19 protein-coding genes and 1 pseudogene are annotated in these 21,307 nt (G+C 71.2%); 14 read left to right on the forward strand and 6 right to left on the reverse strand.

What is annotated here, in order from left to right; genetic code table 11:
- Window positions 1-187 precede the first annotated feature (187 nt).
- From Z052_RS06475 to Z052_RS06495, 5 genes and pseudogenes are all read left to right on the forward strand, one after another.
- A pseudogene (locus Z052_RS06475) lies at window positions 188-1,506 on the forward strand (DUF362 domain-containing protein).
- Window positions 1,507-1,595: 89 nt separating this feature from the next.
- The gene (locus tag Z052_RS06480) at window positions 1,596-2,384 is read left to right on the forward strand and encodes an SDR family oxidoreductase (RefSeq protein WP_086215444.1); all 789 of its coding nucleotides are present in this window, start codon (window positions 1,596-1,598) and stop codon (window positions 2,382-2,384) included.
- Entirely contained in the window at window positions 2,381-2,728 is a 348-nt protein-coding gene (locus tag Z052_RS06485) for a cupin domain-containing protein (RefSeq protein ID WP_049931636.1), read from the forward strand. Before Z052_RS06480 ends, Z052_RS06485 begins: the two co-directional genes overlap by 4 nt.
- 21 nt (window positions 2,729-2,749) lie before the next feature.
- Complete coding sequence (locus tag Z052_RS06490; protein ID WP_094495515.1) at window positions 2,750-3,571, forward strand: fumarylacetoacetate hydrolase family protein; 822 nt, start codon at window positions 2,750-2,752, stop codon at window positions 3,569-3,571.
- Window positions 3,572-3,645: 74 nt separating this feature from the next.
- Window positions 3,646-6,366, forward strand: coding sequence for an AAA domain-containing protein (locus tag Z052_RS06495; protein ID WP_094580082.1), 2,721 nt, complete (start codon window positions 3,646-3,648; stop codon window positions 6,364-6,366).
- Between the two features lie 9 nt (window positions 6,367-6,375).
- Here Z052_RS06495 and Z052_RS06500 read toward each other — a convergent pair whose 3' ends face one another.
- Together Z052_RS06500 and Z052_RS06505 are read right to left on the reverse strand one after the other, a co-directional pair.
- The gene (locus tag Z052_RS06500) at window positions 6,376-7,080 is read right to left on the reverse strand and encodes a DUF47 domain-containing protein (protein WP_094580081.1); all 705 of its coding nucleotides are present in this window, start codon (window positions 7,078-7,080) and stop codon (window positions 6,376-6,378) included.
- A 106-nt stretch (window positions 7,081-7,186) separates the two neighbouring features.
- Complete coding sequence (locus tag Z052_RS06505) at window positions 7,187-8,248, reverse strand: phosphoribosylaminoimidazolesuccinocarboxamide synthase (RefSeq protein WP_094495513.1); 1,062 nt, start codon at window positions 8,246-8,248, stop codon at window positions 7,187-7,189.
- A 168-nt stretch (window positions 8,249-8,416) separates the two neighbouring features.
- On the opposite strand from Z052_RS06505, the gene Z052_RS06510 reads away from it, so the two are divergent.
- The gene (locus tag Z052_RS06510; protein ID WP_094521314.1) at window positions 8,417-9,067 is read left to right on the forward strand and encodes a tRNA (cytidine(56)-2'-O)-methyltransferase; all 651 of its coding nucleotides are present in this window, start codon (window positions 8,417-8,419) and stop codon (window positions 9,065-9,067) included.
- A gap of 5 nt (window positions 9,068-9,072) precedes the next feature.
- Here the strand turns inward: Z052_RS06510 and Z052_RS06515 are convergent, their stop codons facing one another.
- Window positions 9,073-10,551 carry an ATPase domain-containing protein gene (locus Z052_RS06515; protein WP_086215450.1) on the reverse strand — a complete coding sequence of 493 codons (1,479 nt, stop codon included), beginning with the start codon at window positions 10,549-10,551 and terminating at the stop codon, window positions 9,073-9,075.
- Between the two features lie 73 nt (window positions 10,552-10,624).
- Here Z052_RS06515 and Z052_RS06520 point away from each other — a divergent pair, with 73 nt between their 5' ends.
- Window positions 10,625-12,130 carry a PAS domain-containing protein gene (locus Z052_RS06520; protein ID WP_094521309.1) on the forward strand — a complete coding sequence of 502 codons (1,506 nt, stop codon included), beginning with the start codon at window positions 10,625-10,627 and terminating at the stop codon, window positions 12,128-12,130.
- Window positions 12,131-12,157: 27 nt separating this feature from the next.
- Here the strand turns inward: Z052_RS06520 and Z052_RS06525 are convergent, their stop codons facing one another.
- Window positions 12,158-13,123: a hypothetical protein gene (locus Z052_RS06525; RefSeq protein ID WP_094521310.1), complete on the reverse strand. Its 966-nt coding sequence runs from the start codon at window positions 13,121-13,123 to the stop codon at window positions 12,158-12,160.
- Window positions 13,124-13,272: 149 nt separating this feature from the next.
- Here Z052_RS06525 and Z052_RS06530 point away from each other — a divergent pair, with 149 nt between their 5' ends.
- The 6 genes from Z052_RS06530 (at window position 13,273) to Z052_RS06555 (ending at window position 18,342) form a co-directional block, all read left to right on the forward strand.
- Complete coding sequence (locus tag Z052_RS06530; protein WP_049931644.1) at window positions 13,273-13,797, forward strand: transcription factor; 525 nt, start codon at window positions 13,273-13,275, stop codon at window positions 13,795-13,797.
- Window positions 13,797-14,492 (forward strand): DUF2110 family protein, encoded by a 696-nt coding sequence (locus Z052_RS06535; RefSeq protein WP_086215453.1) that lies wholly within the window; start codon window positions 13,797-13,799, stop codon window positions 14,490-14,492. The genes Z052_RS06530 and Z052_RS06535 overlap by 1 nt, the downstream gene beginning before the upstream one ends.
- 11 nt (window positions 14,493-14,503) lie before the next feature.
- Window positions 14,504-15,286 (forward strand): DUF5803 family protein, encoded by a 783-nt coding sequence (locus Z052_RS06540; protein ID WP_086215454.1) that lies wholly within the window; start codon window positions 14,504-14,506, stop codon window positions 15,284-15,286.
- 78 nt (window positions 15,287-15,364) lie between these two features.
- The gene (locus Z052_RS06545; protein WP_049931647.1) at window positions 15,365-16,063 is read left to right on the forward strand and encodes a molybdopterin-binding protein; all 699 of its coding nucleotides are present in this window, start codon (window positions 15,365-15,367) and stop codon (window positions 16,061-16,063) included.
- 488 nt (window positions 16,064-16,551) lie between these two features.
- Window positions 16,552-17,691, forward strand: a complete 1,140-nt coding sequence (locus tag Z052_RS06550) for an ATP-NAD kinase family protein (RefSeq protein ID WP_094580544.1) — start codon at window positions 16,552-16,554, stop codon at window positions 17,689-17,691.
- Window positions 17,692-17,778: 87 nt separating this feature from the next.
- The gene (locus Z052_RS06555; RefSeq protein ID WP_094521312.1) at window positions 17,779-18,342 is read left to right on the forward strand and encodes a maltose acetyltransferase domain-containing protein; all 564 of its coding nucleotides are present in this window, start codon (window positions 17,779-17,781) and stop codon (window positions 18,340-18,342) included.
- A 13-nt stretch (window positions 18,343-18,355) separates the two neighbouring features.
- Here the strand turns inward: Z052_RS06555 and prs are convergent, their stop codons facing one another.
- Window positions 18,356-19,210 (reverse strand): ribose-phosphate diphosphokinase, encoded by an 855-nt coding sequence (gene prs / locus Z052_RS06560; RefSeq protein ID WP_049931651.1) that lies wholly within the window; start codon window positions 19,208-19,210, stop codon window positions 18,356-18,358.
- A 127-nt stretch (window positions 19,211-19,337) separates the two neighbouring features.
- Between prs and Z052_RS06565 the strand changes: the two genes are divergently transcribed.
- Complete coding sequence (locus tag Z052_RS06565; RefSeq protein ID WP_089308170.1) at window positions 19,338-19,994, forward strand: HVO_0476 family zinc finger protein; 657 nt, start codon at window positions 19,338-19,340, stop codon at window positions 19,992-19,994.
- A gap of 659 nt (window positions 19,995-20,653) precedes the next feature.
- Here the strand turns inward: Z052_RS06565 and Z052_RS20920 are convergent.
- Complete coding sequence (locus tag Z052_RS20920; RefSeq protein WP_241897909.1) at window positions 20,654-21,151, reverse strand: hypothetical protein; 498 nt, start codon at window positions 21,149-21,151, stop codon at window positions 20,654-20,656.
- Window positions 21,152-21,307: the final 156 nt, after the last annotated feature.

A 21,307-nucleotide genomic window follows, 5' to 3' on the forward strand; every position in this document is an offset into this window, starting at 1 on the left:
CCCGACCGGAGCCGCGGGCAGCGGTGGTCAGGGAGAGACGGGCGACCCCGGCGAGAGGCCTATCGGGAACGGTTCGGCACCGGTCACGCGTCCGCGTGGCGCGAGGTAGCCGCACGCGGACGTGGAGCCCGCCCGATCTGCGGGTCTCCCACCCGTAGTTTTGTATCGCGGTTACGAGAGGTCCCCCATGGAGTTTCCCGACCGTTCCGAGGTCGACGGGCTCATCGATCCGCAGCCCCTGCCGGAGTTCGCGCGGGTCCGGTACGAGCCGCGGGCCGAGCGCCTTGACGGGGTCGCGGAGACGGCGCACAAAGAGCTGGACGAACTCGCACTCGACGGCCTCGACTCGGGCGCCACCGTGGCCGTCGGGGTCGGCAGCCGCGGGATCGACCGGATCGACGAGGTCGCGGCGGCGGTCGTCGAGCGGATCGCCGAGCGCGGCTTCGAGCCCGTGGTGGTGCCGGCGATGGGGAGCCACGGCGGCGCGACTCCGGAGGGGCAACGAGAGGTGCTGGCGGCGCTCGGAGTCACCGAGGAGCGCGTCGGCGCGCCCATCGACGCGCGGATGGGAGCCGAGCGGCTGGCGACGGCGGGCGTCGGCGACGCCGACCTGCCGGTGTACTTCTCCGAGGCGGCGCTCGCGGCCGACGCCGTCGTCGTGGTGAACCGGGTGAAGGCTCACACCAACTTCACGGGGGAGATCGAGAGCGGGCTGACGAAGATGACGGTCGTGGGCTCGGTAAGCAGCGCGGGGCGAAGTCGTTCCACTCGACGGCGCTCGCCGAGGGGTACGTCGAGACGCTGACGGCCGCGCTCGACGTGATCGAGGAGGAGACTCCCCTCGTCGGGGGAATCGCGCTCGTCGAGAACTTCGAGGAGGAGATCGGTCACCTGGAGGCCGTCCCGGCGGGGTCGTTCCTCGCCCGGGAACCGGAGCTGTTGGAGCGCGCGAACGACGAGATGCCGACGCTCCCCGTCGACGACGTGGACCTCCTGGTCGTCGACGAGATCGGGAAGGAGATATCAGGGGCGGGGATGGACACGAACGTCATCGGGCGCTACCGCGTCCTCAACGCGTCCGACCCGGAGACGCCCGACGTCGACCTCATCTACGTCCGCGGGCTCACCGAGGCGACGAAGGGGAACGGCAACGGGATCGGGCTCGCGGACCTCACCCGGCGGTCGGCCGTCGACCAACTGGACCTGAAGAAGTCGTACGCGAACGCGCTCACGAGCGGGTCGCTCGCGAAGTCGAAGCTCCCCGTCGTGGCGCCCGACGACGAGTTCGGGCTCCGGACCGCGGCGGCTGCGTTGGGGGCGTACGACCCCGAGACCGCCCGGATCGTCTGGATCCGAAACACGCAGGACCTCGGCGAGTACCGCGTCTCCGACGCCGTGGTCGACGACCTCCCGGAGGGGGCTGACGTGGTCGGCCGCGAGACGGTCGCGTTCGAGGACGGGACGGCGCGGTTCGAGGCGGCGGGCGGCGACGGATCGGGCGCCTGACGCCCAGTACGGCCGCGTCGAGCGTGTCGGTCGCTCCGCCGCTTGCCTGCAAGAAAATGTTTTCACGGCGTACGCGGGATAGGAGAGACATGGACCTACAGATCGACGGGAACGCGGCGCTCGTCACCGCATCGTCCAGCGGGCTCGGCAAGGCATCGGCGAAGGCGCTGGCGCGGGAGGGCGTCGACGTCGTCATCAACGGCCGCGACGAGGAGCGACTGGCGGCCGCGAAAGAGGAGATCGAGGCGGTCGCGACCGGCGAGGTCGTCGCACAGCCGGCCGACCTGACGGACGCCGCCGAGGTCACAGCGCTCGTGGAGGCGACCGTCGACGAGTTCGGCACTGTCGACCACCTCGTGACGAGCGCCGGCGGCCCTCCTTCCGGCTCGTTCCTCGACACCGACGACGAGGACTGGCAGCACGCCTACGACCTGCTCGTGATGAGCGTCGTCCGGCTGGCGCGGGAGTCGTATCCCCACCTCAGGGAGGGCGACGGCGGCACCATCGTGAACATCACCTCCCGCAGCGTGAAGGAGGCCATCGACAGCCTCGTGCTGTCGAACGCGGTCCGGATGGGCGTCATCGGGCTGGAGAAGACCCTCTCGAAGGAGTTCGCTCCGGAGGTGCGCGCGAACGCGGTCCTGCCGGGCCCCCACGAGACGAGCCGGATCCGGGACCTCGTCGAGGCCGCCGTCGAGCGGGGCGAGTACGACTCCTACGAGGAGGGGCTCGACGACTGGGCGGGGAACCCCCTCGAACGCATCGGCGACCCGATGGAGCTCGGCAACACGGTCGCGTTCCTCTCGTCGCCGAAGTCCGGCTACGTCAACGGTACCGCGCTCCCGATCGACGGCGGCTCCACCGGAGCGAACCTATGAAGCCGGTTGCGTTCGACGAGGCGGAGACGTACGAGCCGGAGGAGGGCTGGCGGCGCGTGTCGATGGCGGGCAGCGACCGGTTCTCCTTCGAGTGGTTCGAGAAGCCGCCGGGCCACAGCTCGCCGATGCACGACCACGAGAACGAGCAGGTGTGCCTCTGTCTGGAGGGCGAGCTGACCGTCGCGACCGAGGACGACGAGGTGACGCTTCAGAAGAACGACTCCGTCCTCGTAGCGCCCAACGAGCCCCACCGCGTCGAGAACACGGGCGACGAGCTCGCCGTCGGCCTCGACGTGTTCGCGCCCGGACGCTCGTTCGACTTCTGGACCGACCGCGAGGAGTGAGATGAGTGGACCGAGGACGAGATGAAGTACCTCGCGCGCACGGCGACCGGCAACCCCCTGCTCGGCGACGAGACGGGGTACGTCCCGCTCGGCGCCGTCGAGCCCGACCTCGAGACGGTCCGCGACGCGCTCCCCCGAGCTGCCGCGGGGAGGCTCGGCAGCGTCGCCAGCGCGACGGCCGACCCCGTCCCGGCGGCCGACCTGTCGTTCGGCGCGCCGCTGGCGTCGTTCGGGAAGCTGTGGGGGATCGGCCTGAACTACGCGGAACACGCCGGCGATCTCGACGAGGAGCGCCCGACGGAGCCGGCGAGCTTCATGAAACCGTCGTCGGCCCTGACCGGGCCGGACGGCCCGATCCGCCTGCCGCCGCGGTCGCAGAGCGAACGGGTGACCGCCGAGGCGGAGCTGGCCGTCGTGATGGGCCGGACGTGCCGGGGCGTCGACGAGGGCGAGGTGAGCGACGTGATCGCCGGCTTTCTGCCCGTGATCGACATGACCGCGGAGGACGTGCTCCAGCAGAACCCCCGGTTCCTCACCCGGGCAAAGAGCTACGACACGTTCCTCGTGCCCGGCGCCGCGATCGCGGTGCTGGAGGGGCCGCTCGACCTCGACGGGCTCTCGGTGCGCACCGAGGTCAACGGGGAGGTGCGGGCCGAAAACGAGATCCGTAACATGCTGTTCCCGCCGGCGGAGATCGTCTCGTTCCACGCCGACGCGATGACGCTGGAACCGGGGGACCTGTTCAGCACGGGGACGCCCGGCGCGGCGCCGATCGCCCCCGGCGACGAGGTGCGGGCGGTCGTCGAGTCGATCGGGTCCGTCACCGCGCCGGTGACCCGGTAGGCGAGCGCCGACCCGACGCGGACGCGATCCCGGCTCACCGACAGCGTTTTTCGACGGCGCCGCCGAGCGGGGACGTGAACGTTCGGGGGCCGATCGTCTCCGTCGGGGAGGCGCGGACGGTGTCGACGTCGTACGGCGAGCGCGACCTCCGCGAGGTGCGGGTCCGGCCCGACCGCGGCGCGGGCGACCCGGTCGACGTGACGCTGTGGGGGAAGTGGACAGAGGTCGCCGAACACGCGGAGCCGGGGATGGAACTGCTCGTCACCGACCCCGAGGAGGACGAGTACCGCGGGGAGACGGGGTACGCGACGACCGACGAGTCGTGGGTCGTCCTCGAACCCGACTTCCTCGTCGACGTGACCGGCATCCGGTCGTGGGTCCAGTGCCCGCGGATGTACTACCTGAACAAACTGTCGGGGATCCCGCTCAACTACCCCGTCGTCAAGGGGACCATCGTCCACGAGGTGTTCGGCGACCTGCTCCGCGGGATGGACCTCGACGAGTCGGTCGCGGAGCGCGTGGCCGAGGCGGGCCTCGAACTCGGCCTCCTCGGCTACGAGACCGCGGAGGTGGAAGACGAGGTGCGGCGCAACGCCGCCGCGGTCGAGGGGTGGCTCGCGCAGGGGACGCTCGCCGACGAGGACACGTGGCGCTCGGAGTTCTCCCTCATCTCGCCCACGTTCGGGCTGAAGGGGCGCGCGGACGCGCTCCGGCGCGGCACGCCGGTCGAACTGAAGACGGGGAAGAACACCAAGCGGGAGCCGCGGTTCCACGACAAGGTGCAGGCGGCCTGCTACGCGCTCATGCTCGACGAGCGCGGCGTCGACCCGGACATCGGGACGCTGCTGTACACGAAGAACACGGCCTTGGACCGCAACGAGGAGTCGGGCGACCTCGCGCCGGCCAAGGAGTTCACCGTCGGCCGGGGGTTCCTGGAGTTCGTCGTCCGCGAGCGAAACGCCCTCGCGGCCGCCGAGTGGCGCGCGCTCAACGAGGCCGGCGAGCGCCCCGCGGTGCCGACGGGGTACGAGGCCGACGCGACCTGCAGCTACTGCTTCGAGCAGGACGCCTGTATGGTCGTCTCCGGCCGGCTCGACCAGGAGTCGAAGGCGGGCCAGATCGGGACGCCGGTGCCCGAGGAGGAGCGCGACTACTTCGACCGGTTCTACGTCGCCCTCGAAGAGGAGCGCCGCGAGACTCACGCGGAGTACCGGAAGCTGTGGGAGCAGACGCCCGAAGAGCGCGCGGCCGACGACCGCGCGCTGATCGGCTTGGAGCCGGTCGCGCAGACGGAGATCGACGACGCCCGGTGGGAGCTTCGCGCGAAGAAGCCGAGCGACGCCGTCTCGAAGCTCCGCGAGGGCGACGTGGCGCTCGCGAGCGACGGCGACCCCGTCTCCGGCCACGCGGAACTGGGCCGGATCACAGCCCTCGGGAGCGACGAGGTCGTCGTCGAGACGGACGAGCCGGTGGAGCTGCGGCGGCTCGACGTCTACCCCTCCGAGATCTCCGTCGACCGCTCGCTGACCGCGCTCCACGACGCCGTCCTGAAGGGCGATCCCGACCGCAAGGACGTGATATTCGGCCGGCGGAACCCGTCGTTCCGGGACCCGGCCGAGCGCCCACCGGGCAGCCCCGGAGCCGACGACCCGGACGCGCCCGACGCCTACATCGACAACAACGCGGCGCAGAACGAGGCGGTCGAACTCGCGGTCGACGCCGAGGACTGCGCGCTGATCCACGGCCCGCCGGGGACGGGGAAGACGTACACAATCGCCCGGACGATCCGCGCGCTGGTCGCGGAGGGGAACCGGGTGCTGCTCTCCGCGTTCACGAACCGCGCGGTCGACAACGCGCTGGAGGCGCTCCGCGACCAGGGGTTCGACGACGTGCTTCGAGTGGGAACCGAGACCGGCGTCCGCGAGGACATGCGGGACGTGCGGCTCGTCCAGCGCGGCGAGCCGAACGCGAAGGCCGCCGAGTTGCGGGACGCGCCGGTCGTCGCCGCGACGACGGCGGCCTGCGGTTCCCGCGTCATGCGCGAGTGCGAGTTCGACGTGGCTCTCGTCGACGAGGCCTCCCAGCTCACCGAGCCCGGGACCCACGCCGCCGTCAACCTCGCCGACCGGTTCGTCCTCGTCGGCGACCACGAGCAGCTCCCGCCGGTCGTCCGCGCGGAGAACGATCTCCGGACCTCGCTCTTCCAGCGGCTCATCGAGACGTACCCCGACGCGAGCGTGATGCTCGACCGGCAGTACCGGATGAGCCAGCGGATCCAGGCGTTCGCCTCCGCGGAGTTCTACGACGGCGCGCTCCGCCCCGCGACCCCCGAGGTGGCCGGGCAGACGCTCGCGGACCTCGGCGTCGACCCCGACGCGCTCGCGCCCGACCTGACCGGCGGCGTCGGGTTCGTCGACCCGGACGGCGAGCGCGACGGGAACCGGAACGTCCGCGAGGCGGAGCGCGTCGCCGCGATCGCCGACGCCTACGTCGCCGCCGGCGTCGACCCCGACGACATCGGCGTGATCGCCCCCTTCCGGGCGCAGGTCGCGGAGATCGGCCGCCGGACCGACGTGACGGTCGACACCGTCGACCGCTTCCAAGGCTCCTCGAAAGAGGTGATACTCGTCTCGCTCGTCGCGACCGGCGACCTCGACGGGCCGATATTCGAGGACCACCGGCGGATGAACGTCGCGCTCACCAGGGCGAAAAAGCAGTTGACGCTGGTGGGCGACGCCGACGCCCTCGCCACGGACCCCTTCTACGCCCGGATGCTCGACTGGGCGCGGAGGTGAGGAGCGACCCTACGACTCGTCCGCTTCGGTGACGATCCCCGGCTCCTTGCTCGCGATCACGACGATCCGGTCGGTGAGGTCCTCGATCGTGTTCGCGAGCTCGTCCAACAGGATCGCGAGCTCGCGGTAGACGAGCGGCTCCTCGATCGCGTCGTCGGCGAACGCGGTCTCGATGGCGTCGTTGCGCAGCTCGTCGCACTCGCTCTCAAGGGCGCGGATCGACTCGATCCCCTCGGCGAGCGTCTCGGTGGCGTCGGCGCGCGCGAGCCCCCTGACGAACCCCTCGACGACCTCGGCGAGGACTTCGGTCATCTCGGCGATCCGGGCGGCCATCTCGCGCATGTCGGCGAACGGCTCGACGCCCGCGGCCGGGCGCATCATGGCAACCTCCTGGACGATCCGCTCGGTGTGGTTCGCGACCACGTCCAGCTCGTTGTAGAAGTCGAGCAGCGCGGACTCGTTGAAGTTGATCCGGGTGTTCAGCAGGCCGATGTCGTCCGGCCCGGCGTCGGTGATGAGCCCGGTGAGCCCGCGGACGAGGTCGTCGCACTCGCTCTCGACGGCGGCTATCTCGTCGACCGTGTCGCGGGACGCGCCCTCGCTCGCGTACTCGTCGAGCGCCCGCGGGAGGAGGGCGACGCAGTCGTCGATCCGGTCGAGGTACGCGACCGTTTGGGTCTCGAGCCGTTCCCCGAAGTCGGCGTCGATGGACATGTGCGAACCCACGCGCGTCGGCGGTAAAGAGGTTCCCTCGCGTGTCGTCGATCGTGAGGGTCAGGCGGTCGCACGCCGCGGATCGGCGGTGCCGCGGACCCGCGTCCTACAGCTCGGCGGCGGCGTCGAGCGCCGCCTCGACCTCCGGGGCGTCGAACCACTCGCGGTCGGTGTACGCGTTCGCGCCGGCCGCGTACAGGTCCGAGACCGCGTCCACGACCGCCGGCGGGAGCGGGTCGGGGTCCGGGTCGCAGAGCTCGCGCCAGTCGTCGATGTCGCGGTCGGCGACCGCGTCCTTCGCCTCGCCGACGGCCGCGACCCAGTCGGGGTCGTTCGCCTTGTACCACTGGCGGACGACCTCCTTCGAGATCCCGCGGCCGCCGTACGAGAACCGGTTCTCGTCGAAAGTGCCGACCACGTCGGCGACCCGGAGTTCGCCGTCGACGTAGAGGCACTCGATCTTGCCGTCTTCGTGGACGAACCCGGTCGCCTCGGCGCGCTCGGTGACGACGCGGTTCACGTCGCGCGCGAGCGATTCGAGGGCGTCGACGGCGGCGGCGCCCGCGATCTCGTCGGCCTCCGCCCGGGTGAGATAGCGGTCCTGCTGCTCGTACTTCGTCGAGAACTCCACGACCGGCTCCGGGAGGTCGACCGGCTCGGCGGGCCAGTCGCCGTCGGCGAGGTCGTCGAGCCCGAGGTCGGCGGGCTCGGCGCGTTTCCGCAGGCTGGACCCGACGGGGACCCGGTTGCGGAAGACGACCTCCAGCGGGACGAGGTAGTTCCCCCCGCCCGCGGCGTGGAATGCCTCGTAGTCGTAGCCGGCGTGGGGCCCCTCGTACGACAGGTCGGGCACCTGCGTCAGCTCGATGGCCATCTCGGTGGGCGGCGCGGTCGCCTCGGCGAGGGGGACGGGGTCGGGCTCGGTCCCGTCGTCCGCGACGGTACCCGGGTCCACGACCCCGCGGTAGTGGGTCGGGACGCCCGCGTCCTCCAGTAGTTCGAAGTTGAACGCGCCCATCGCGCAGAGGCTCGCCCCCTTGTGGGGGATCGCGTCGGGCATCTGTCCCCAGTCGAACACCGAGTAGGCGTCGGTGAAGGCGAACCGACCTCGGCCGAGTCCGTCGGCGGTCGCCGGCTCGTCGACGCGGAATTCCTTGACGCTCGTCATGACTCACACCGCGACCGCCTCCCACATGAACCTTTCAGTTACGTGCGTACCTCGGACATGTTTTTCGAGGTTTGATCCACACATGTGCGGTATCTCGGTCGCGATGTGGACCGGCGCCCGCGCGCTCGCATCGAAAGCGACACCGGGATCCGCCCCCCAGTCTGGGGCATGAACGATGCGCGCGAGGTCGTCGTCCTCCGGTACGGCCACCGGCCGGGGCGCGACGACCGCATGACGACGCACGTCGGGCTCACGGCGCGGGCGCTCGGGGCCGACCGGGTGATCTTCCCCGACAACGCGGGCCAGTCGGCGGAGACGGTCCGCGACATCACCGGCCGGTTCGGCGGGCCGTTCGCCGTCGAACTGCGCGACGACCAGAAGGCGATCGTCCGGGAGTTCGACGGGGTCGTGGTCCACCTCACGATGTACGGCGAGCGCGTCCAAGACGTGGAGGCGGCCGTCCGGGAGGCGGTCGGGCTCGACGAACCAGAAGCGCCCGAGGAGTCGTCGCCGCCGCGCGACCTCCTCGTCGTCGTCGGCGGCGAGAAGGTGCCGTGGGCGCTGTACGAGCGCGCCGACTTCAACGTGGGCGTGACGAACCAGCCGCACTCGGAGGTCGCGGGGCTCGCCGTCTTCCTCGACCGCCTGTTCGACGGGGCGGAACTCGGCCGCGAGTGGGCCGACGCCGACCGGTGCGTCGTCCCGGAGGCGACCGGGAAGACGGTGATCGACGCGGGGACCGAAACCGACAGCGCCGGGGACGACGAGGCCGGAGACGACAGCCCCGGGAACGACCGAGCGTCCGAGCGCCGCGACTGACCCGGCTACTCTCCCGCGTCGCCGCGCTCGGCGTCTCGCTCGACGACCTCCGGAGTCCCGCTCAGGATGCCGCGGAGCCCCGACATCGGCTCGCCGACGGTGACCCCGTGCTCCGTGATCTTGAACTCGCGGATCGTCCGCTCGAAGTCGCTCGTCCGCTTCTTTAACACGCCGATCGCCTTGCGGAGCTCGCCGCCGACCTCTAGGTGCCGGAGGAAAAGAATGTTGTCGGCGAGGTAGCTGATGTTCTCCATGGTCGCGCGGAACTCCCCCGTGACGTTCCGCGTCTCGTCGATGAAGAGGCCGGTGACGCCCGCGTTCTTGAGATAGCGGCCGAGCGCGTGCATCTGCTGGAGCATCTGCTCTTTCTCGCCGCGCAGGGTCAGCCGATACCCGGAGATGCCGTCGATCATGACGATGTCGGCCCCCTCCTCCTCGACCTCGTCGCGGACCATGCGGGCGAACTCCTGTGGCGACCGCTCTAACGCCTCCACCTCCGTCACCTGAAGCGTCCCCTTCGCCAGCATCTCGTCGACGGGGATGTTGACCGCGCGCGACCGGGCGAGGAACGTCTCCCGGTTCTCCTCGAACAGGTAGATCACGGAGCGTTCCCCGCGGCCCGCGGCCTCCTTCATGAACTGGGTGCTGAGCGTCGTCTTCCCCACGCCGGTCGGGCCGCTCACGATGGTGACGGTGCCGCGCTCGATCCCGCCGTGGAGCAGCTCGTCGACCTCGGGGATCCCCGACGAGACCTGCTCGAACGCCAGCTCCTCGTCCCGCGTGCCGGGCTGGAGCGCGGGAAACACCTCCATTCCCGCGTCGGTGATCCGGTAGGCGTGGTCCCCGCTCTGCGTCGACGACCCCCGGAACTTGGGGACGCTGACCGTCTTGCCGTACGCCCCCGCGTCGAGCCGGACCGTCCCGTCCGTGATGAACTCGAGGTCGTCTGTCGGGAGCGACCGCGTGTTCTGGACGGTGAACAGCACGGTCGCCCCCCTGTCTTTCAGGAACCGCATGAATCCGACCACCTGCTTGCGGAACTGGTAGTCGTCCGAGAGGAGGAACCGGAGCTGCGTCAGCGGGTCGACCACCACCCGGTCGGGGTCGACCGCCGTCACGCCCTCGACGATCCGCTCGGTCAGCGGCTCTCGCTCGACCTCCGAGGGCGCGAACACCTCGTACGACTCGTCCTCGACGAACGCGTCCGCGCCCGGGCTCAGGTCGAGGAACTCGATCGAATCGGTGTCGAAGCCGAGCGCGTCAGCGTTCGCCTTCAGGTCGCGGAGGTCCTCTTCGAGGTTGACGAAGAGCGCCGTCTCCCCCTCGTCCACGCCCCGCTGGAGGAAGTGGAACCCCAGAATGGTCTTCCCGCTCCCGGCCTGTCCGCGGACCATGTAGCTCCGCGTGGGGACGAGCCCGCCCGACAGCACTTCGTCGAGGCCGTCGACGCCGGTCGACGCCCGCTCGGATAGCGACGTTGTCATACCGTGGTACTCGCCCCCGACCGTGATATATATGGGGTAGTTCTTAGTGGCTCCCCGACTCAAATACGACGAGATGGATTCGAAGTCGGACGCGGAGTCCGGGGGCGATGACGGCGGCGGGCCCCCGGGCCGCCCCGCCGGGGACGACGCCGGCCCCGGTCTCTCCCGGGCCCCCGACGGCGACCGCGCGACGGTCCTCCTCCTGATGGACGCCGACCGCGACCGCGGGCTCCTGTCCGACGCGCTGTCCGACCGGTACGCCGTTCGGACCGCCGAGTCGCCGGACGCGCTGAACGGCGAGTTCGACTGCTGTCTCCTCGACGCCGGCGCCTTCGAGGCCGCCGCGGACGCGATCGACACTCGACGCGAGCGCGCCGAGCCCGCGTTCCTCCCGTTCGTACTGCTGGTGAGCGAAGGGTCGCGGGCGGGGCTCGGCCACGCCGCGTGGGAGCGCGTCGACGACGTCATCGAACTCCCGGTCGGACGCCGGGCGCTCGTGACGCGCGTCTCGAACCTGGTCGAGCGGCGGCGGACGTCGCTCCGGTTCCGGCGGACCGTCGCGGACCTGCGGCGCAAAGAGCGGGCGATGGACGAGGCGCCCGTCGGGATCACCCTCGCGCGGGCGACCGACGGCGACGACAGCCCGCTCGTGTACCACAACCGAGAGTTCGAGGAGCTGACCGGCTACGGCGACGAGATCCTCGGCGAGGACTGTCGGTTCCTTCAGGGCCCCGACACCGGCGAGGAGTCCCGGGCGAGGATACGGCGGGCCCTCGACGAGGACCGACCGGTCGAGGTCGACATCCTCAATTATCGGGCGAACGGCCAGAAGTTCTGGAACCGGCTCTCCATCGCGCCGCTGCGCGACAAGGAGGGGAACGTGACGAGCTACGTCGGATTCCAAGCCGACATCACCGAGCGGAAGATCCGCGAGCGGCGGCTGGAGGTGATGGCCCGAGTGCTCAACCACAACCTCCGGAACAAGATGAACCTCATCGAGGGGTACGCGGACCTCCTCCGCGACGACCCCGACGAGGAGTCTCGGCGTCGGTCGCTGGACGTCATCGCCGAGACGGCCTCGGACCTCACCGGGATCGCGGGCGCCGTCCAGACCGTCGACGAGACGGTCTCACCGCCCGGGCTCGACGCCCCGATCAACCTCCGAGACGAACTGGTCGAGCTCCGAGACCGGCTCCGCAGCCGCTACCCGGACGCGTCGGTGACCATATCGCTACCCGACGACGGACCGATAGAGACGACCGCCGTGGGCCTGCCCGTCGCCGTCTCCGAGGCGGCCGAGAACGCGGTGAAGCACAACGACGCGGCGACGCCGTCGGTCGAGGTGCGCGTCGAGCGCCGTCCGCCGGAGTGGATCGCGATCGAAGTCGAGGACGACGGCCCGGGGATCCCGGACCACGAGACGCAGGTGCTGGAGGCTGGCGAGACCTCGCTGACCCACGCGGACCGGCTCGGCATATGGCTCATGTACTGGGTCGTCGCCAAGGCGGGCGGCGAGTTCGACATCGACACCGACGGTGAGGGGACGACGGTCCGCCTGGAAGTCCCGGTGCGGCCCTGAGTCGGCCGATACACCGAGCCGCTTCCCCTACAGTGTCCGCTTCGAGCGGAGCCGCGCGAGCCGCGTCCGGGCCTCCTGCCGGCTCGTCCCGCGAACCCGCCCCGTCTCGGCGTCGGCCATGGAGACGAAGGAGAGCCGGTCGAGGAGCGGGGGCCAGTCGCCGGCGCCCGCGGCGTCACCGGCGAACGCGACCGCGTTGGCGAGCCCCTCGCGCTCCTCGCTTCCGACCCGGGCGACCAGCGCGTCCGCGGCCCGCCGCCCGCCGGCGACGGAGAGCCGATCGCCGACCGTCGCGGGGACCCACGCCGGGAGGAGCAACAGCCAACACAGGACGCCGGCGGCCGCGTACGCCCACGACGGGATGCGCTCGCGGTCCGGCTCGTACCCGTGGATCCGGTTGACGCGCCGGTCGGCGGCGGTCCGGTCGCCGCGGCGTCCCACGAGCAGCGTCGCGAGCAGCGCCGCGGTCTCGACGGCCGCCAGCGCCGGCAGCGTCGCGGTGGTGAGGAGCGCCCGCCGCGTCCGGAGCCGGACGAGCGCGTGGCGCAACGCCGCGTCGCGGTCCGCCTTCGGCAGGGCGAGCAGCCGCGTGGAGACCACCAGTCGCGCCCCGCGGTAGCCGTCCGTGACGGCGACGTTCGCGGCGTCGGCGCGGACCGCGGTCACCGGCGGCGCGTCGACGCCGACCTCGCCCGCGAGGTGTTCGACGCGGTCGGCGACGAAGTCCGCGCGGCGGTCGTCTAGGTCGGCACGGGGGAGCCGCGCGATCCGCCTGTCGACGAGCGCGGGACCGAGGAGCGCGGAGAGCGCGGGGCCGACGACGACGGCCGCGAGCAGCCCGCCCGGCGCGCCGAGCGGGACGGTCCCGAGCCCGCCGGGGCCGAGCAGCGCGGCGAGCGGAACCAGCGGGACCGCCGCCAGCACGACCGGGACCGCGAGGAGCGCCAGGGCGCCGAGCGCGCGTCGCCCCCGTCCGTCGACCGAGTCTGCCATACGGGCGAGTGTGAGTCACGGCGCGTAAAGCTCTGCCGGACCCGCGGGTCCGTCGGGGGCGGCGCAGGGCCCGCTTTTCGGGCGGGTGGGACGCGTCGCGACCGCGCCTTTCGGAGGTTTTAACCGGATTCCACCACCAGTTTCCCGTAATGGCTTTTGAGGATCTACTGAACGACCCCGTCATCCAGAAGTACCTCCACGAGCTGGTGGGACCGACGGGGATGCCGGTCGCGGCCGCGCCGCCCGACGGCGAGGTCACCGACGAGGAGCTGGCCGAGGAGCTCGGCTTGGAGCTCAACGATGTGCGGCGCGCGCTGTTCATCCTGTACGAGAACGACCTGGCGACGTACCGCCGCGTCCGCGACGAGGACTCCGGCTGGCTCACGTACCTGTGGACGTTCCACTACGACAACATCCCGGAGAACCTCCAGGAAGAGATGTACCGACTGCTCGAGGCTCTAGAGGAGCGCGAGGAGTACGAGCGCACCCACGAGTTCTACCTCTGTGAGGTGTGTTCGATCCGCTTCGAGTTCGGCGAGGCGATGGACTTCGGCTTCGAGTGCCCTGAGTGCGGCTCGCCGCTGGAGGCGATGGAGAACGACCGGCTCCGCGAGGCGATGGACCGGCGCATCGAGGAGCTGCGCGACGAGCTCAACGCGGACGTGACCGCCTGATGGTCGTCCTCGCAACCAAGTGCTACGTCGAGGGCGACGCCCGCGACCGCGCGCTCGACGGCATGGACTCGCTCGTCGCCAACGACGTCGGCGAACTCGACGTCGACTGGCAGGTGGGCGTTCGGGACGACGAGTTCGTCCAAGTGGACGTGACCGGGGAGGACGCCCCGGTCGCGCGCAACGTCCTCGGGGAGACGTGGGGCGAGGTCGTCGCCCACGACGGCGGCCTCGAAGCGGGCGAGACGTACGTCGGAACCCTCGAATCGTGGGACGACGTGGGTATCACCCTCGACGCCGGCGTCGACGTGTTCGTCCCCGCCGACGAGCTGGGGCTCGGCGTCGGCTCGCCGGAGCAGGTCGTCGAGCGGTTCGGGCTCGTCCAGCACCTCCCGGTGCGGTTCGTCTACGGCGGCGATCCGGGCGACCCGGACGCGGACCAGAGCCGGCTCGCCGACGGCGAGCGCGACCGGCTGTACGACTGGCAGCGCGGCGACGGCCGGGTGAACGTCAACTCGGCGACCCGCGGCGAGACGCGGGCGACGGTGAACCGAGCGGGCCACGCGCAGGACATCGTCACCGTCGAGCGGTTGGGACTCCTCGAACAGAGCATCGTCTGCGCGGAAGGGACCGACCCGCCGGGACTGCTCGCCGCCATCGGCTCGTACCTCCCGGCCGAGATGCGCTGCGTCGTCTAACCTGATCACACGTGAACAGACGCTTCGCGCTCGCGGTGGCGGCGATCGCTCTCCTCGCGGTCAGCGCCGGCTGTCTCGGCTACGCGACCGGCGGCGGCGAGGTGACGAACGAGACGCTCGACGCCGAGCCGCCGCACGGGTACGACTTCGACACGGACCGCGACGCCGCGTTCAACCTCACCACGGACGCCAGGTACACCGTCGTGTACGCGGTCGACGACCGGGAGGAGATCCGGCTGTACCGGCAGACGCCGTACGCCGGCGACCAGCCGCTGGAGTTCGAGGCGTTCCGCTACCAGTACCCCGACGGGGAAGTGATCACGGGCAGCGAGTTCCGCGCCCGCGGCGGCGAGATCGAGCGCACGACCGACGAGACCTGGATCCGCTTCGCCGACGACATGAGCGGCGGGAAGGCGGCCTTCGCCGGTGCCGGGTCCCCGCGACGGTTCAGCATGCGCGCGTACGTCGAGGGGTCGTACGCGGTGACGCTGCCGCCGCAGTTCAGCACGGAGGTGCCGATCGTCGGCCACGTGTCGCCGCGCGATCACGCGGTCGAGACGGTCGGCGACCGCGACCGGATCGTCTGGGAGGAGGTGACGAGCGGCTCGATCGTCGTCCAGTCGTACCGCGAGGGCGACCTCGTGGTGTTCGGCGTCATCCTCGTCATCGGCGCGGTCGCCGCGGTCGCCGGGACGCTCTACTTCCGGCGACAGCTGGAGGCGCTCCGCCAGCGCCGCCGCGACCTCGGACTGGGCGTCTACGAGGACGACGACGACGATGACGGCCTGCTCTAACGGGCGCGACCGGTCGCCGTCGTCGGGGCGTCAGCCCGCGCCGCGGTCCTTTTCTACCACGCGCCGCTTGAGACTGGTATGAACGCCGCCGTCGTCACCGTCGGGGACGAGCTCCTCGTCGGCGACACCGAGAACACGAACGCCACCTGGCTCTGCGACCGCCTCGACGCCCGGGGCGTCGCGGTCCGGCGGGTGACCGTCGTCCCGGACGAGGTCGCCGAGATCGCGCGCGTCGTCAACGAGTACCACGCCGAGTACGACGCGGTGATTGTCACCGGCGGGCTCGGGCCGACGCACGACGACGTGACGATGGAGGCGGTCGCGGCCGCGTTCGGGCGCGGCCTCGAAGCGAACGCGGAGGCGACCGCGTGGCTCGCCGACCGCGGGTACAGCGGCGACGACCTCGCCGCCGAGACGACGCACCTCCCGGCCGACTGCCGACCGCTGCCGAACGAGGCCGGGGTGGCGCCGGGCGCCGTCGTCGAGTCCGTCTACGTCCTTCCGGGAGTCCCGGACGAGATGAAAGCGATGTTCGATCTGGTCGAAGACGAGTTCGCGGGGACGCCGACCCACGTGCTCACGGTCGACGTCGACGAGCCGGAGAGCGAGCTGCTCGACCGGTTCGCGTCGCTGCGCGAGCGGTTCGACGTGCGGGTCGGCTCGTATCCGGGCGAGGTCGTGACCGTGAAGATCACGGCCGAAAGCGAGGCGGAGGCCGAGCGCGCGGCGGCGTGGATCCGCGAGCGGACCGACGCGGTCGAGGAGCGGTCCGCCTGAGCGTGTAGGGAGGGCAGACGGTCGGCGGCCGAGGCGGGGCTACCGGTAGAGGTACGCGATCCACACGACGACGAGGGCGAGGCTCGCGAGCAGGATCGCGCCCGCGGTCGCGCTGATCGGCAGCGGCTCCGTCACGGCGGCTTCGAGGATCATATCTCGGCGTTGTTCTGGGGGCGTCTTAAGTATTGATTCTCGGACGAGAGGGGGCAGACCGACGGACGAGCACCGCAGCAGGGGTACGAAAACGGGACCGGGAGACGTGGGCGTGTGGCAGCTACCGCGGGAGGGATCCAGTCCCGATGAGACGAGCAGGTTACCGATGGCGGGCTCGTTCCACCGGCGGTGACAACTACGAGCGGACACGTGTTGAGTGCCGTGTCCCGGTGTTGAGGGCCTTTATGTGCCGGTCCGACCGACGGTTCCGGGCGCCCGCGCGCTCCGACCCGGACGCGTCTCGCTTAAGGGGCCGGCGCGGCGAACTATTTGTCATGTACGTGGGGATCGCGGTGAACCCGGTCGCCGGGATGGGCGGCCGCGTCGGACTGAAGGGGACCGACGGGAAGGTGACCGAGGCGGTCGAGCGCGGCGCGGAGCCGCGGGCGCCGGACCGGGCGCGGCGGATGCTGGAGCGACTGGCCGCGGTGGAACCCGACGCCGCCGTCTCCGTAGCCGCGGACCCAATGGGCGAGTCGGTCGTCCGCGGGGCGGGCTTCGACCCGGCCCGCGTCGTCGACCCGTTCGACGGCGAGCCGCCGGCGTCGACGGCGACGACCGCGGCGCACACCGCGGCGGTCGTCCGGGCGTTCGCGGGGATCGACGGAGGCGGAGGGACCGGGGCTCGGGGCGACGCGACCGCCCCCGCCGACCCCGTCGACCTCGTCCTGTTCGTCGGCGGCGACGGCACCGCGGCAGACGTCGCGGCGGCGCTGGAGGGGACCGACGTGCCGATGCTCGGCGTCCCCGCCGGCGTGAAGGTGTACTCGTCGGTGTTCGCGGTGTCGCCGGAGGACGCCGCCGAGGTCGCCGCCTCGTTCTCGCGGACCGAGCGCCGCGAGGTGATGGACATCGACGAAGACGCCTACCGCGAGGGCGAGGTCCACCCGGAGCTGCGGGGTGTCGCGCACGTGCCGGTCGCCGACGACCTCCAGTCCTCCAAGCAGACGGCGAGCGGGACCGTCGAGTCGCTGGCGGAGGGGGTCGCGGCCGACATCCGCGAGCGCGACGGCGAGGGCGTCGCGTTCGTCCTCGGCCCGGGGTCGACCGTCGGCGCGATCAAGGACGAGCTCGGCTTCGAGCCCTCCCCGATCGGCGTCGACGTCTGGCGCGACGGCGAGGTGGTGGTGCGGGACGCCACGGAGGCGGAGATCCTCGGCGCGCTCGGCGAGGAGAACGTGATCGTCGTCTCGCCGATCGGCGGGCAGGGGTTCGTCTTCGGCCGCGGCAACCCGCAGGTATCGCCGGCCGTGATCCGGCGCTGCGACCTCCGGATCGTCGCCTCGCGCGCGAAGCTCGACGACGTGCGCGCGCTCCGCGTCGACACCGACGATCCCGCCCTCGACGAGGAACTGGCGGGGTGGGTTCGCGTCCGCGTCGGGAAGTTCGAGACGCGGATGATGAAGATCGTCTGAACTCCACCCGGAGGGTCGCCGAACGCCGGCCGCGCTCGACTCCGCGGAGACGGACAGCCCTTTGTCGGTGGCTGCGCCGGAGGCCGTATGGGACGCGAGAAGGAACGGATGTTGGCCGGCGAGGCGTACGACCCCTCGGCTCCCGAGCTGGTCGCCGATCGTAAGCGCGCGCGGGACCGCTGCCGCCGGTACAACGCCACCGCGCCGACGGAGGCCGACCGCCGCGACCGCCTGCTCTCCGAGCTGTTCGGAGCCGTCGAGGGCGACGCGACCGTCGTGCCGCCGTTCCGCTGCGACTACGGCTACAACGTCGGGGTCGGCGACGGCTTCTTCGCGAACTACGGCTGCGTCGTCCTAGACGTCGCGCCGGTCGCGTTCGGCGAGAACTGCCTGCTCGGGCCGGGGGTCCACGTGTACACCGCGACGCACCCGATCGACCCCGCGGAGCGCGCCGTGGGCCGCGAGTTCGGCGACCCCGTGACCGTCGGCGACGACGCCTGGATCGGGGGACGGGCGGTGATCACGCCCGGGGTCGAGATCGGGGACGGCGCGGTCGTCGCCGCGGGAGCCGTCGTCGTCGACGACGTGCCGGCGCGGACGGTGGTCGGCGGCAACCCGGCCGAGGAGATCCGAGAAATCGACGACGAGTGACCGTTACGCGGCGTCAGTCCAGCGCGTCGGCCAGCGCCGGCGCGACGCTGACGACGCTACAGCCGCGCTCGACGGTGTCGCTGCCGAGGATCCGGTCGACGCCGGCGGCGCGGAGCTTCGTCACCGCGTTGGCGGCGAGCACCGGGTGGACGCAGGCGGTCAGCACCCGCGCCGCACCGCGGTCGGTGAGGACGGCGACCGACTCGCTCATCGTCGACCCGGTCGCGATGATGTCGTCGACGACGACCACGTCGCGGTCGGCGACGCTCGCGTCGGAGGGCGACACCGCGACGGCACCGGTCTCGCGGTCGCGGTGCTTCTCGAAGTAGTCCGTCTCGCCGGCACCGTACGCGTCGCGGACGGCCGCGGCCACGTCGGTGGCGCCCTCGTCGGGCGCGAGGAAGAGCGGGTCGTCGAGGTCGGCGGGGAGCGGGTCGGCGAGGACGCCGGCCGCGTCGACCGCCTCGACAGGGACGTCGAAGAAGTCGGCGACGGTCGACTCGTGGGGGTTGACGAGGCGGACGCGGTCGGTCCCGGTCGAGATCGCCTTCGCCATCGCGCGGGCGGAGACGGGTTCTCCGTCGCCGAAGGAGTCGTCCTGGCGGGCGTACCCCATATAGGGGACAACGGTGGTCACGTCCGTCGCGCCGGCCTCGCGGACGGCGTCCTGGAGCTGGAGCAGTTCGACCCACGCCTCGTCGGAGTCGGTCGCGGCGACGATCACGGCCTCGTCGGCGTCGAAGTCGGGCACCGCGGCGAGCCCCTCCCCATCCGGGAACCGGTCGTAGGTCGGGGTCGCGAGCGCCCGGCCCGTCTCCGCGGCGAGCGCCGCCGCGAGCTGCTGCGAGCTGGACCCGGGTACGATCATGGGCGACCGTTCCGCGGACTCCGGTAAACCAGTTTCCTTACCGCGCGACGCCGCGCGCCACGCGAGCGCGACCCACACCGCCCCCACAGGGGCGGATATTTACGGGCGCGGCGGGTACGAGCGCCCAATGACTGACACCGAAGCCGGCGCGCGCGTCGGGCTCCCCTGCCCGTCGTGTTCGCCCGCCGAGCCGACCGTCCACGAGGTCCTCAGCCCGGGCGGGCAGGCCACCGTGCGCTGTACCGAGTGCGACCACACCCACAAGACCGAGATCCCCGAGGACGAGACCGTCGCCGTGACGGTCGTCGTCTCGCAGGACGGCGACTCGTTCACCACGACGATGGACGTGCCCGCCGAAGGCGACGTGGGCACCGGCGAGGAGTTCGTCGTCGACACCGACGAGGCGCTGATGCAGGTGCGGATCACGGGGATCGAACTCGGCCCCGAGAACCGCGTCGAGGAAGCGGACATCACGGACGTGGAGACGCTGTGGACCCGCGCGGTCGACAACGTCGCGGTCCCGGTCACGCTCCACCCGAAGGACGGGGACGCGGACCAGACCCGGTCGCTGCGCGTGAACGTCCCCGGCGACTACGAGTTCACCGTCGACGAGACGGTGGAGTTCGGCGAGGAGGAGTTCACCGTCGAGGGGCTCCACATCCGTGAGGACGCGCCCGAGTACCGCCACGAGAAACTCGACCACCCCGGCGACCTCGCCTACGCGAAGGACCTCAAGCGGATCTACGCCCGCGACGAGACGCTCGCCGCGTGGTCGGCCTGGTAGGAGACGATCACTGTACCGTCGGCCCGGTAGGAGACGATCACCGTACCGTTGGCTCGACGAGACTGATCGCCGATCGCTGAGTCGCCGACGGCCGCGACTACTCCCCGCGGCGATCCTCATACTAACATAAACAATTATGAAGGATACGCACGTTGCCTGTGACGTGCCACCCGTAGTACACGACTGACGCACGCTCGACGGCGGGGACGACGACCGGTCCCGGCGGTCCGAGCACGCGCGAGGCGACGCCGACCGAACAGCCCACCGACCGATCGGGTCCATCCGCTGACTCGGCCGCAACCGACGTTCCGGACGACCTTCCGACCGCCGCGGAGGCTGTCGCGCAGGCGGCGGGGACGTTCGACCCGTCGGACACCCGGCGGATCGCGAACGGGACCGACCGCTGGAACGAGTACGCCGGGTCGTCGCACTGACGGCGCGGCCGGATCCTTTTATTCAACGGCGCGACTACCGACGAGCGGCCGATGACGAATCACCGCTCCGAGCCGGACTCGGCACCCGGCGACGACGAGCCCTATGAGTGCCGAGGCCAGCCTTTCCATCCGTACAGTTCGACTGGAGACGACCGCGAGTGAACCACGCTCACAGCCGCCGAGAGTGCGGCGCCGCGATGACGACGGGAGTAGCCTGACGACCGACTACGGCGGCGTCGCGTCGTCGACGGCGTCCGCGAATAGTCCGAGGAAGCCGCCGTCGTACTGTTCGTCGGCGTGATCCACGTTCCAGAGTCCCGACTCGCGGATCGCACGGCTCCGGCTGTGTCGCCCGATCCAGTCGGTCCGCCGGGGATCGACCGGCTCCCGATCGAAGTTGCTCAGGAGGGCGATAGAGTTCCGTTCGAGAACGCGCCGGTCGCTATCCGCGCCGGGTTCGTCGTCGAGGGGCACCCAGAGGAACGGCTGTTCGCGGACGAACGCGCTCACGCGCCGTTCGAGGGCGTACTCCTCGTCGCGGACCGCTGCTCGCTCGCGGTCGACGCCCGACCACCGCTCGTCCCAGTCGGGGTAGTCCTCGCGGAGGCCGTACTTCTCGATGATCGCTTCACCGACGCGCTTGCGATATACGGACGCGCGGTGAGCGCCGCCGTGAGGATGGTTTGAGCTTCCGCTGCCCGTGCCGTAGTGCTGTTTCAGCATTTTCGAGGTGGAGCCCCCGACCTCAAGGAGCGAACGGAGTGAGCGAGTAGGTCGGGGAGGAAACCGACATGGGACGACACAACCACCACACCTCGACCGACTGACTCCCGACCATATAAGTACCATCGGGTACTCCCTGAAACTATGGGCGTGCGT

This window comes from Halorubrum sp. C191, from assembly GCF_002727095.1.
In the GTDB taxonomy this organism is placed as follows: domain Archaea; phylum Halobacteriota; class Halobacteria; order Halobacteriales; family Haloferacaceae; genus Halorubrum; species Halorubrum ezzemoulense.

Coding starts and splice junctions, on each gene's coding strand:
- Z052_RS06505 (WP_094495513.1), bottom strand. CDS start 8,248: ATGACGAGCGTCAAGGAATTCCGCGTCGACGAGCCGGCGACCGCCGAC.
- Z052_RS06555 (WP_094521312.1), top strand. CDS start 17,779: ATGGGACGCGAGAAGGAACGGATGTTGGCCGGCGAGGCGTACGACCCC.
- Z052_RS06525 (WP_094521310.1), bottom strand. CDS start 13,123: ATGGCAGACTCGGTCGACGGACGGGGGCGACGCGCGCTCGGCGCCCTG.
- Z052_RS06545 (WP_049931647.1), top strand. CDS start 15,365: ATGAACGCCGCCGTCGTCACCGTCGGGGACGAGCTCCTCGTCGGCGAC.
- Z052_RS06550 (WP_094580544.1), top strand. CDS start 16,552: ATGTACGTGGGGATCGCGGTGAACCCGGTCGCCGGGATGGGCGGCCGC.
- Z052_RS06500 (WP_094580081.1), bottom strand. CDS start 7,080: ATGTCCATCGACGCCGACTTCGGGGAACGGCTCGAGACCCAAACGGTC.
- Z052_RS20920 (WP_241897909.1), bottom strand. CDS start 21,151: ATGCTGAAACAGCACTACGGCACGGGCAGCGGAAGCTCAAACCATCCT.
- Z052_RS06520 (WP_094521309.1), top strand. CDS start 10,625: ATGGATTCGAAGTCGGACGCGGAGTCCGGGGGCGATGACGGCGGCGGG.
- Z052_RS06535 (WP_086215453.1), top strand. CDS start 13,797: ATGGTCGTCCTCGCAACCAAGTGCTACGTCGAGGGCGACGCCCGCGAC.
- prs (WP_049931651.1), bottom strand. CDS start 19,210: ATGATCGTACCCGGGTCCAGCTCGCAGCAGCTCGCGGCGGCGCTCGCC.
- Z052_RS06515 (WP_086215450.1), bottom strand. CDS start 10,551: ATGACAACGTCGCTATCCGAGCGGGCGTCGACCGGCGTCGACGGCCTC.
- Z052_RS06510 (WP_094521314.1), top strand. CDS start 8,417: ATGAACGATGCGCGCGAGGTCGTCGTCCTCCGGTACGGCCACCGGCCG.
- Z052_RS06530 (WP_049931644.1), top strand. CDS start 13,273: ATGGCTTTTGAGGATCTACTGAACGACCCCGTCATCCAGAAGTACCTC.
- Z052_RS06490 (WP_094495515.1), top strand. CDS start 2,750: ATGAAGTACCTCGCGCGCACGGCGACCGGCAACCCCCTGCTCGGCGAC.
- Z052_RS06565 (WP_089308170.1), top strand. CDS start 19,338: ATGACTGACACCGAAGCCGGCGCGCGCGTCGGGCTCCCCTGCCCGTCG.
- Z052_RS06480 (WP_086215444.1), top strand. CDS start 1,596: ATGGACCTACAGATCGACGGGAACGCGGCGCTCGTCACCGCATCGTCC.
- Z052_RS06485 (WP_049931636.1), top strand. CDS start 2,381: ATGAAGCCGGTTGCGTTCGACGAGGCGGAGACGTACGAGCCGGAGGAG.